7 protein-coding genes are annotated in these 11,185 nt (G+C 67.6%); 1 reads left to right on the top strand and 6 read right to left on the bottom strand.

Annotation, left to right across the window (positions count from 1 at the left end; genetic code table 11):
* Positions 1-7: 7 nt before the first annotated feature.
* The 6 genes from glgB to E8M80_RS27050 form a co-directional block, all read right to left on the bottom strand.
* Positions 8-2,179 (bottom strand): 1,4-alpha-glucan branching protein GlgB, encoded by a 2,172-nt coding sequence (gene glgB / locus E8M80_RS18485; protein ID WP_240790119.1) that lies wholly within the window; start codon positions 2,177-2,179, stop codon positions 8-10.
* Position 2,180: 1 nt separating this feature from the next.
* Positions 2,181-5,483 carry a maltose alpha-D-glucosyltransferase gene (treS, locus tag E8M80_RS18480; protein ID WP_137127202.1) on the bottom strand — a complete coding sequence of 1,101 codons (3,303 nt, stop codon included), beginning with the start codon at positions 5,481-5,483 and terminating at the stop codon, positions 2,181-2,183.
* Complete coding sequence (locus E8M80_RS18475; RefSeq protein ID WP_206035666.1) at positions 5,480-8,557, bottom strand: maltotransferase domain-containing protein; 3,078 nt, start codon at positions 8,555-8,557, stop codon at positions 5,480-5,482. The genes treS and E8M80_RS18475 overlap by 4 nt, the downstream gene beginning before the upstream one ends.
* A gap of 610 nt (positions 8,558-9,167) precedes the next feature.
* Positions 9,168-10,376, bottom strand: coding sequence for a sulfotransferase family protein (locus tag E8M80_RS18470; protein ID WP_137127200.1), 1,209 nt, complete (start codon positions 10,374-10,376; stop codon positions 9,168-9,170).
* Positions 10,373-10,801 (bottom strand): hypothetical protein, encoded by a 429-nt coding sequence (locus tag E8M80_RS18465; RefSeq protein ID WP_137127199.1) that lies wholly within the window; start codon positions 10,799-10,801, stop codon positions 10,373-10,375. Before E8M80_RS18465 ends, E8M80_RS18470 begins: the two co-directional genes overlap by 4 nt.
* A 21-nt stretch (positions 10,802-10,822) precedes the next feature.
* Complete coding sequence (locus E8M80_RS27050; RefSeq protein WP_170979492.1) at positions 10,823-11,038, bottom strand: glycosyltransferase; 216 nt, start codon at positions 11,036-11,038, stop codon at positions 10,823-10,825.
* Between E8M80_RS27050 and E8M80_RS18455 the strand changes: the two genes are divergently transcribed.
* Positions 11,016-11,185: transposase (locus tag E8M80_RS18455; protein ID WP_170979491.1), on the top strand; the 170-nt coding region annotated here is incomplete at its 3' end. The genes E8M80_RS27050 and E8M80_RS18455 overlap by 23 nt on opposite strands.

Here is an 11,185-nt window from a genome sequence, read left to right as displayed (position 1 = left end):
TCTGTAGTCAGGCCCCTTCAGGCAAGAGAATGACGGTGGCAAGGGGCGGCAGGTCAAGGAGAAGGGACTGCGCGTGGCCATGCGCGGGCACGGCCTGGGCCGTCCTGCCGCCGCCATTGCCGACGCCGGATCCGCCATAGGCGCCGGCATCGGTGTTGACGCGTTCCACCCAACGCCCGCCCCGCGGGACGCCGACCCGATAGCCATGATGCGGCGTCGGGGTGAAGTTGCTCACGACCAGCGCAGGCGGATCTTCCGGCGCCGCCAGGCGCAGGAAGGCGAAGACGCTGTTGCGGCTGTCGTCGCCGATGGTCCAGGCGAAGCCGTCGGGCCGGGTGTCCCGCCTGTGCAGGGCCGGCGCGGCGCGCATGACGTGATTGAGGTCGCGCACGAGGCGCTGCATGCCGGCGTGCATCGGGTCGTCGAGTAACGGCCAGTCGATTTGCGTGTCGTGGTTCCACTCCCGCTCCTGTGCGATCTCGCCGCCCATGAACAGCAGCTTCTTGCCGGGATGCCCCCACATGAAGCCCAGATAGGCGCGCAGGTTCGCGAAGCGTTGCCAGCGGTCGCCAGGCATCTTGCCGAGAAGACTGCCCTTTCCGTGCACAACCTCGTCATGCGACAGCGGCAGCACGAAGCGTTCGCTGAAGGCATAGACCATCCCGAAGGTGATCTCGCCGTGGTGGTGCGTGCGGTAGATCGGGTCGCGCGACACGTAGTGCAGCGTATCGTGCATCCAGCCCATGTTCCACTTGTAGTCGAAGCCAAGCCCGCCCTCAGGGACAGGCGCCGAGACCTTCGGCCAGGCCGTGGACTCCTCCGCGATCACCATCGCCCAGGGCGCGTGTTCGGCGACCGCCTCGTTCAGTTCGCGCACGAAGCCTACCGCCTCGATATTCTCCCGGCCGCCATGGACGTTCGGGATCCATTCGCCTGGCTCGCGCGAGTAGTCGCGGTAGAGCATGGACGCCACCGCATCGACCCGCAGCCCGTCGCAACCGAAGTCGCGAAGCCAATGAAGCGCGGAGGCGATGAGATAGCCGCGGACCTCGTTGCGCCCGAAATTGTAGATCAGCGTCGACCAGTCGCGGTGAAAACCCTCCCGCGGGTCCTGGTGTTCATAGAGTGCCGTGCCGTCGAAGCGGCCGAGCCCGTGCGCATCGGTCGGGAAATGCGCCGGCACCCAGTCGACGATGACGCCGAGCCCGGCCGCGTGCGCGCGCGACACGAAGCGACGGAACGCCTCCGGCGGCCCGAGCCGCGACGTTGGCGCGAACAGCCCGACCGGCTGGTAGCCCCAGCTGCCCTCGAAGGGGTGCTCGGTCACTGGGAGCAGCTCGATATGCGTGAAGCCGAGCCCCGCGACATAGGGCAGCAGCCGGTCGGCCAACTCGTCCCAGGCCAGCGGGCTGCCGTCAGCGTGGCGCATCCAGGAGGTCGCGTGGACTTCGTAGATCGACAGCGGCGCCTCCGGCCCGTGTGCCGGCCCGTCGCCTCTCGCGGCCGGCGGCTCCAACGGCTGGGGCACGATCGAGGCCGTCGCCGGCGGCCGTTCCGCCTCGCCGGCGCAGGGATCAGCCTTCAGCGGCAGCAGCGTGCCATCCGCGCCAAGAAGCTCGTACTTGTAGCGACTGCCAGGCCCAATTCGGGGGATGAAGATCTCCCAGATTCCGGCCTCCACGCGCCGGCGCATCGGATGGCGACGCCCGTCCCAGCCGTTGAAGTCGCCAACCACCGAGACACGCCGTGCATTCGGCGCCCATACGGCGAAGCGCACGCCGCGCACGCCGGCCATCTCGATCGCATGCGCACCGAGCACGCGGCCGATCTCCCTGTGCCGGCCTTCCGCGATCAGGTGCAGGTCGAGTTCGCCGAGCAGGGGCGGAAAAGCGTAGGGATCCTCGGTCTCCTGCTCCGCATCTGGCCAGGAGATGCGCAGCCGGTAGGCGCCCTCGGCCGCGACACGCCCGGCGAAGAAGCCCGGCGGATCGAGCGCCCGCAACGCCCCGAGCTCCGAGCCGTCGGCCGCCAAGGCCGAGACGGCCCGCGCGCCGGGCAGAAAGGCGCGCACCACCCGCCCGCCCTCGGCGACATGGGGGCCGAGCCAGGCGAAGGGGTCGCCGTTGCGCCCCTCGGACAGGGCGACGATCGCGGCGCGGTCGTCGGTCATGGCATTCATGCTAGCCCTCCTCCGCCGCGTGCATCGTGACGCCGGCGAGCGCGAGCAGCGCGCGGATGGGAATGATCGCCCAGCCGGGCCTGTTGCGGAGTTCGTAGGCCAGTTCGTACGCCGCCTTGCCGGCCACGAAGAGGTCCATGAGCCCGTCGCGCGCCGCCTCATCGGTCGGCCAGGCGGGCGACGTGCCGACCGTCTCGCGATAGGCGGCCAGGAATGCGCCCCGCGCCTGGCTGCTCCATCGCGCGATCAGTTCCGGCCGCGGATCGGGCGTCCCGGGGGAGCGTGGCGCCAGGTCCCTCAGCGCCGCCGCGGCCACGTAGTCGAGGCTGCGCACCATGCCCGCGACATCGCGCGCGGGCGTGCTCTTGGCCCGACGCTCATCGAGGGCGCGCAGCGGCTCGCCCTCGAAATCCACGATCACGGCGTCGCCGGCCGCCACGAGGACCTGCCCGAGATGGAGGTCTCCGTGGATGCGTGTACGAAGACCGCCTTGCGCGCCTGGCACCGCGACCGAGATGGTGGCCAGCAGCGGCTGCCGGGCCGAAAGCAGCGCGGCCGCGGCGTCGCACGCCTCCTCCGGCAGGCCGTCCAGCTGCCGCGCCAGGAGATCGAGCGCGGCCTCGGTTTCCGCTAGCGCGGCGGCGCGCCAGGCGTCGATATCCTCCTGCCGCAGGGGCTCCGGCGCGAAGGCCGGGTCGTCAGTCGGCTGCGCCAGGGCCAGGTGCATCTGCGCCAGGCGCCGCCCAAGCGTCGCGAGGAACGGCGCCAGCGTCTCGAGCACGCCCTCCGCGGCCTCGGCGGGGCCCTCCTCCTCCCCGGTCCCCTCGTGGATCAGGGCGTCATCGAGCAACCGCTTCAGCTGACCGAGCGTCCAGGACCAGGCATCCCCCTGGTTGCGCACGAAGGCCTGCGCCACGGCCAGCGTGCGCTCGGCGCCGTCCGGCTCGAGATGCACGACATCGCCGAGGAAAGCGGGCGTGCCGTCGAAGGCACCGGGGCCGGTCAGGTAGCGGCACATCTCGGCCTCGGGATGCGTGCCGAGGAAGGTGTGGCGCACCAGCTTCAGCACGACCTCGCCCACCATGATCGTGCTGTTGGACTGTTCGCCGCCGAACCGCCCGACGGGCGCATCGGGTTCAGGCGTGCATTCCGCAAGGCGGGCCGCGGGCCGGAAGCGAATTTCGCCCTCGGTCGAGGGCAGCATCTCGCCGGCCGCGAGCGCGGCGACGATGCCGCGCGCAAAGGCATCGCGCGTCACCGCGTCCGTCACGAAGCCCACGCGCCGGCCACGCCGCGCGCGGGCGAGCGCGAGTTGCGAGGACAGCGCCGAGATGCGTTCATGGTCCTCGAACACCACGGCGAGCGGCAGGAGATAGCGGTCCGTGCTGCCCGGGACGGTCTCGACCTCCGCGAGCACCATCTCGCCCTCGGCGGTCCGCAGGATGGACGTGGCGGCGACGCGCGCCTCGGCCAGGCGGGTTCCCTTGCCCTGGTACCAACGGCGCAGCGGCAGGTAGGCCGGCAGCACCTGCTTCTCGAAGGTTGCGCGGTCCTGATCGCCGAACGCGGTGCGCAGGCCCTCGCGCAGGACAAAGGTGACAAGGTCGGGCATCTGGACGGGTGCGGGCACGTGCCAACCCGGCAGCGCGTGCTCCTCGGCCAGGACGAACCAGAAGAAGCCGTAGGGCGGCAGCGTCAGCAGGTAGGGCAGGTCGCCGACCGGCGGGAAGGGCGTGCGACCGAGCAGTTCCACCGGCACACGCGCATGCCAGGGCGAGAGGTCGAGTTCCACCGCCTGCGGCGATCGCGAAAGGTTGGCGACGCAGAGAATCGCTTCCCCGTCATGCTCGCGCACATAGGCCAGCACCTTCCGGTTGCCGGGATAGAGGAAGCGGTAGCCGCCGCGGCCGAACAGCGCCGCGTGATTCTGGCGCACCGCCACCATCCGCCGCGTCCAGTTCAACAGGCTGTGGGGGTCGAGCGCCTGCGCCTCGACGTTCACGGCTTGGAAGCCGTAGATCGGGTCCATGATGGGCGGCGCGACGAGGCGTGCGAAATCGGCCCGGCTGAAGCCGCCGTTGCGGTCGTTCGACCACTGCATGGGCGTGCGCACGCCGTCGCGGTCGCCCAGGAAGATGTTGTCGCCCATGCCGATCTCGTCGCCGTAGTAGATGACCGGCGTGCCGGGCATCGACAGCAGCAGGGAGTTCATCAGCTCGATCCGTCGCCGGTCGTGCTCGAGCAGCGGCGAGAGGCGGCGCCGGATGCCGAGGTTGATCCGCGCCCGTCGGTCGGACGCATAGGTGTTCCAGAGGTAGTCGCGCTCCTGGTCGGTCACCATCTCGAGCGTCAGTTCGTCGTGGTTGCGCAGGAAGATCGCCCATTGGCAGCCGTCGGGGATGGGCGGCGTCTGGCGCAGGATGTCGGTGATCGGATACCGGTCCTCCTGCGCGATCGCCATGTACATCCGCGGCATGAGCGGAAAGTGGAACGCCATGTGGCATTCGTCGCCCTCGCCGAAATATTCCTTCACGTCCTCGGGCCACTGGTTCGCCTCGGCCAGCAGCATCCGGTCGGGGTAGTGGGCGTCGATCTCGGCGCGGATCTTCTTGATGACCTCGTGCGTCTCGGGGAGGTTCTCGTTGTTCGTGCCTTCGCGCTCGATCAGGTAGGGCACGGCGTCCAGGCGCAGCCCGTCCACGCCCAGCTTCAGCCACATGTGCATGACATCGAGGATGGCGCGCAGCACGCGCGGATTGTCGAAGTTGAGGTCGGGCTGGTGGCTGTAGAAACGGTGCCAGTAGTAGGCCTTCGCCTCCTCGTCCCAGGCCCAGTTCGACTTCTCGGTATCGAGGAAGATGATGCGGGTCTCGTTGAACCCCTTGTCGTCGTCGCGCCAGACGTAGAAGTCGCGCTGCCACGACCCCTTCTTCGCGCGGCGCGCGCGCTGGAACCATTCGTGCTGATCGGAGGTGTGGTTCACCACCAGCTCGGTGATGACGCGCAGGCCCCGCCGATGCGCCTCGGCCACGAAGCGCTTGAAGTCCTTCATCGTGCCGTAGTCTGGGTGGATGCCCCGGTAGTCGGCGATGTCGTAGCCGTCGTCGCGCCTCGGGGACGGGTAGAAGGGCAGCAGCCAGATCACGTTGACGCCGAGGCCGGCGACGTAGTCGAGCTTGCGGATCAGGCCGTCGAAATCCCCGATGCCGTCGTCATTGGCGTCGAAGAACGACTTCACATGGACCTGGTAGATGATCGCGTCCTTGTACCACTGCGGATCGGACGGGGTGGCGTTGGCGGTCATGCGTGGGTTCCGGGCGCGGCGAGGCGCAGAATGGCATAGGGAAGGACGGCCGGGTCGAGGCGGAGGCGCTGCATCTTGCCACGCCAGCGCCAGGACCGGCCGGTCAGGAGATCCTCGACCTCGACCTCGGCGTCGTCGGGCAGGCCGAACTCCCAGAGCGGCACTTCGAAGCTCGCCTCCTGCACCGCGAAGGGGTCGAGGTTGACAGCCACCACCACGAGATTGCCGCGGTCGGGCGTCATCTTGCGATAGGCCAGGATGCTGTCGTTCCAGCAATTGAGGAACCCCAGTCCGAGATGCGTCTGCAGCGCCGGGTTCTCGCGGCGGATGCGGTTCAGCGCGGTGATCTCGGCGACGATGTTGCCCGGCCGGTCCCAATCCCAGGCACGGATCTCGTACTTCTCGGAATCGAGGTACTCCTCCTTGCCCGGCAGCGCACGCGCCTCGCAGAGCTCGAAGCCGCAATAGGCGCCCCAGAGACCCGAAAGCGTCGTCGCCAGCACAGCTCGGATCAGGTGGCCCGGCCGGCCGGATTTCTGCAGGAACACCGGGTTGATGTCGGGCGTGTTGACGAAGAAATGCGGGCGGTAGAAATCGGCCGCCTCGGTCGTGGTCAGTTCGGTCAGGTACTCGGCCAGTTCGGCCTTGGTGTTGCGCCAGGTGAAGTAGGTGTAGGATTGCGTGAAGCCGAGCTTCGCGAGGCGCTTCATCATCTTGGGTCGCGTGAAGGCCTCCGACAGGAAGATCGCTTCGGGGTGGCGTGCCTGGACATCGGCGATCATCCATTCCCAGAAGGGCAGCGGCTTGGTGTGCGGGTTGTCCACGCGGAAGGTGCGCACGCCCTGCTCGATCCAATGCAGGATCACGTCGCGCAGCGCGACCCAGAGATCCGGTACCGAATCGGGCGCATAGAAGTCGACGTTGACGATGTCCTCGTACTTCTTCGGTGGGTTCTCCGCGTAGCGCAGGCTGCCGTCCGGGCGCCAGGCGAACCAGCCGGGATGTTCCGCGAGCCACGGATGATCCGGGCTGCACTGGATCGCGAAGTCGAGCGCGAGCTCGAGCCCATGCGCCTCGGCCGCCGCCACGAGACGGCGGAAGGCGTCAAGGTCGCCGAGTTCGGGGTGCAGCGCATCGTGCCCGCCCTCGGCCGCGCCGATCGCATAGGGGCTGCCGGGATCGCCAGGGCCGGCCTTCAGCGTGTTGTTGCGCCCCTTCCTGTTCCGTCGGCCGATCGGATGAATGGGCGTGAAGTAAAGGACATCGAAGCCCATGGCGCGCACGCGCGGCAGGTGCCGCACGACATCGTCGAAGGTGCCGTGGCGCGCCGTGTCGTCGGAGGCCGAGCGGGGAAACATCTCGTACCAGGACGCGAAGGCCGCCGCGCGGCGGTCAGCCATGACCGGATAGACCTTTTCGGTCCGGACCGACTGGGTCCGCTCGGACCAGCGGCGCATCAGCACGCGCGTCTCGTCGGCCAGCAGGTCGTGCAGGCGGTCGCCCTCCGAACCATCCGCAAGGCGGCGCAGCAGGGCGGAGAAGCGCTCCGCGTCGTCACCCTCGGAACGCGCGGCCGCATGCTCGACGAGCCTGATCCCCTCCTGCAGTTCGAGCGCGATGGGCACGTCGGCGGCGTGTTTCTTCTCGACCTCGTCGCGCCAGGTGGCGAAGAGGTCGCGCCAAGCCTCGATCGTCACCTCATGGCGCCCGGCGGCGGCAAGCGGCACGATGCCCGTCCAGCGGTCGTTCTCGCCCTTGGTCATCGGCGCTTCGTGCCACGCCGCCTCGCCCGACGCCTGCCAGCGCAGGACGGCGGCCAGCACCTCGTGGCCGTCGCCGAAGATGTCGGCGGAGAAGGGGACGGCCTCGCCGGCGAGCCGCTTTACGGAGAACCGGCCGTCATCGACAGCGGGTGTCACGCGCTCGATCGCGATGCGCGGCATGGAGCGCGCCGTCTTTCCGGCCAGCGCCCGTCCGGGCGCCGTTCGGGGCGCTGCGGCGCGGCCGGCGAAGACGCGTATCTCCCCCTCCGCCAGCACGACGGGGCGCCCCGGTGTCAGGAGGTCGCCACCATCCAGCGGGAAGACCTGCCGGAGCGCCGGAAATCGGCCGTCGAGCGCGGCCAGGATGCCATCCGGCGAGATGCTCGCCGGTGCGTTCAGTGTTGCGTTGGCGAGCACCACCGCCACCTCTTCCGCGCGGCGGAGGTCGCCACCGAGCGCGCGGGCAAAGGCAGCCACGGGCGCCCCCGGCCCGGAAAGCGGCACCATCTGGCCTGGCGTGCCGAGCGGTGCACAGGACCGCACGAGACGGATCGCCGCCGAAATCGCCGCGGACACCTGCTCGTCGACCGCTTCTCCCATCCAGGACCAGTCGGCAGGACGGTCGGCCGTCATGTCGAGCGGCCGAACCGCCCCCTGCTCGAACCCCATCGGCATCAGGAGCCCGGCACCTGTTGTTGCGGCCAAGGCGAGCGCCCGCTCGATCGCCCGGCGGCGCGCGGGCTGGTCTTCGGACGGCACGCCCGCCGCGATCCGCGGACCCGCCGGGTCCTCGACCAGGCCGATCGAGGGAAGAAGCAGGCGTCGCTCCTCGTATTCTCGCGCAAGCCACGGCGCGCGGCCGTCCCACCATGGCGCACTGCCGGCACTGTGCGTGAAGCCGCAGCGGGCTAGGGCGGCGACGTCGGCGGGCGAAAGGCCCGGGGTCCAGGCAAGGGCCGTGAAGTCGGGCCTCACCTCACGAACAGCGCCAAGAACCGTGCGCCACAGCGATGCGGGCACCCGGTGTGGGGCAAGCGCACGAATGCCGGACACCCCCGCATCAGCCCAACTCGTGAGCAGCGAGCCGAAGATGTCCGCAAGGCGCCTCTCCGCCTCAGCGCCGTCGCACCGCGTCATCGCGATGTCGGCGCGTTCCATCGGACGCCTCGGGTCGAGGGGGATTTCGCCATCGGCCCCCGCCCGATGGAACAGATCGGGATTGTCCGCCACGAGCCAGGAATCGGCTGCGAGGTGATCGAGCGCGATATCGACCATGAGGGTCATCGCATGAGCCGAGAGGCGCGCCGTCATGTCCCGGAGGTACGCATCGGTCGGCCCGCCTCCGAGCGCCGCATGAAGGCGCCCCGGATCCGATATGTCGAATAAGCTCCCGCTGATGCCCGGCTGGCAGGGCGGTGCTATTAGGAGCGCATCGAAGCCCAGCGCCGCGATACGCTTCATATGAAATTCCGCTGTAGCTCCTATATTGAACAGCAATGGAGAAGCATAATAAATCGCCGAGATGGAACTGAATTTTTTTTCGGGAGTTTGGCATTTGATTTTTTTCTCGGTATTTCTATTTTTGAGTACCATTTTTGTATCTCCATATAGCAATAACTTCATACACAGTTCAATTTTCTGCGAAGTTTAAAATGAAATTATGTTTTTTGCAGCGTTTATATTTTATTTTTTTATTTATATCTATCTATACTATTCGAACTTAGGGATTATGTCAATTCTAAATCCCATACCGCCGTATTATTGGAAAATTTCCTATGTAATTTCAATGTCTTGATTCTGGCTCTGCCGCCTGGCTGCCTTGCTCATGCTCATGCTCATGCTCATGAGGAGAGCTTGTTCTTGCTAACAGGCCCCGGTTTTGGTGGGCGCTGCTTTGCTTGGGACAAGCCCAATCCTGGCGTCACGCCTCCGGCGTCGTGTGTGATGCCGGTGCTGTCGGTTCAGGCGCGTTTGCGAGATGCGCCTCAAGCTGCCGGGCGTAAGCTTCAGCCCGATCCCGCGCCTGTTCCAGGCTTCGCGTATAGGCTACGGTCGTTTCGTGCGTCGCGCGCATCTCGTGCATCGTTTGCTCCAGAGATCGCGCATAACGTTCGGCACACCGCGCAGCTTCAGTCCGTTCGGCCAGCCTCTCGGCGAGGACGGCGGCCCGACGAGACGCCTCGCGACCGACTTCTGACAGGATCGCCGCATGGGCAGCGGAAACTGCAAGGATGCCTGCGATCTCCGGATCCACCTTCCGCTGTTCTGTCGCACGATGCACGGCGCCGTCGAGTACCGCTTCACAGGCATCGTCGAAGGATCGTCCGATGGCATCCAGCAGCGCCATGTCAGGCCCTCTGCGCAACGCCTCGAAGGCCGGGGTGATCCACGATGACCAGGCGCCGCCGCGCCCCTGGGCCGGCTCCACGACGTGCTGATGACGATGCTTCGGATCAAGGAACCGGCTGATGTCGGGCGCAGCCTCAAGAGGTGACCGCGGCCACGCTATCCCGAGATCACATGCGATGCGACCCAGCGTGCCCTGCCAGTCGGCGAGCAGTTCGTCGAAGGTACAGAATGCTCTCGTGCAGCCGCGTGAATGCCGTTCCGCCGCGACCGCGTAGCGCAGCCAGAGCAGCCCGCCGCGATCGGTCGGCCAGGACTGCCAGGGCTCGGCCCGTGTCTGCCGATCCGCAAGCGACTGCGCCACCTCCACAGGATTGCGCGAGATGATGACCGGCAGACAGCCGATGCCAAGTTCCTTCAGTGCTCGACGCCACAGCGGAAAAACCAGGGCGCTGCGCGGATCCTTGAACACGAAGAGCGGTGCAGTGGCGAACTCCTCGTGGATCAGCGCCTGCATGGGCGCGACGAAGGCCTCCGCGGCCTCCGACGCGAACCATGCGTCCGGCGGCCCGTTTATCCCTTCGACCCGGGTACCTGCCTCCGCCAGGATCCTGTCGTTCAGCGCCACGGCGCGTTCCGGTTCCCAGTGACCGCTCTCGTTGCCTGGCCCTGGCGGAAGCACGTGCCGCGGCAGCGACGCCCCGAGGAGGCTCAGCACGCGCGACAGCGCCGAGGTGCCGCTGCGATGCATGCCGAGAACGAAGATCGCCGCGCGGGACGTCATGCCGGGTCAGGTCCCGTCAATCCCGCGCGTGGGAGGGGCTGCACACGGAAGCGAAGCAGATACCAGAGCTCCTTGATGCCATCGCGCCATCCGATCCTCTTTCCCTCCTCGTAGCGCCGCCCCTGGTAGGTGATGTCGATCTCCCGGATGCGCCAGCGCCGCGACCGTGCGATCTGCGCGCTGATCTGTATCTCGCAGCCGAAATCATCGCAGGTGATCGTCAGGCCATCGCAGACGGCCTGGGTGAACATCTTGTAGCACACCTCGATGTCGGTCAGGCGCTGGCCGTAGAGGATGCTGAACAGCGCCGAAAGCGTCGCATTGGCGGCATACTGGCGGCGATAGGCGAAGCCGCCCCGCCCGTCTCGCATCTGCGTCCCGAAGACGACGTCCGCGACCTTGCGTTGCGCGATCAGGTCGTACATCAATGTCCAGTCCGCCGGATCTTATTCCAGGTCCGCATCCTGGATGACGATCACCTCCCCGCACGCCGCCGCAAGGCCAGTCCTCACGCCCGCCCCCTTCCCCCGGTTGGCGGGATGGAAGAGGCAGCGGATCGTCGTGGGTGCGTGGTGACCTGCCCCCCTAGAAGCGGTCCGCCGGTGATGTAGTCCGGCGGCAGCGATGGGAGGTTGTGGGATGGGGCGGAAGAAGGCGCACACGCCGGAGGAGATTGTCGCGAAGCTGCGGCAGGCGGAGGTTCTGGTTGGCCAGGGCAAGACGGTGGCCGATGCTGTGCGGGCGATCGGCGTGACGGAGCCGACCTACTATCGCTGGCGGACGGAGTTCGGCGGCCTGAAGCTGGACCA

Source organism: Roseomonas sp. HF4, assembly GCF_005222755.1.
Lineage (GTDB): Bacteria > Pseudomonadota > Alphaproteobacteria > Acetobacterales > Acetobacteraceae > Neoroseomonas.
This window is presented reverse-complemented; position numbering and strand designations above follow the sequence as displayed.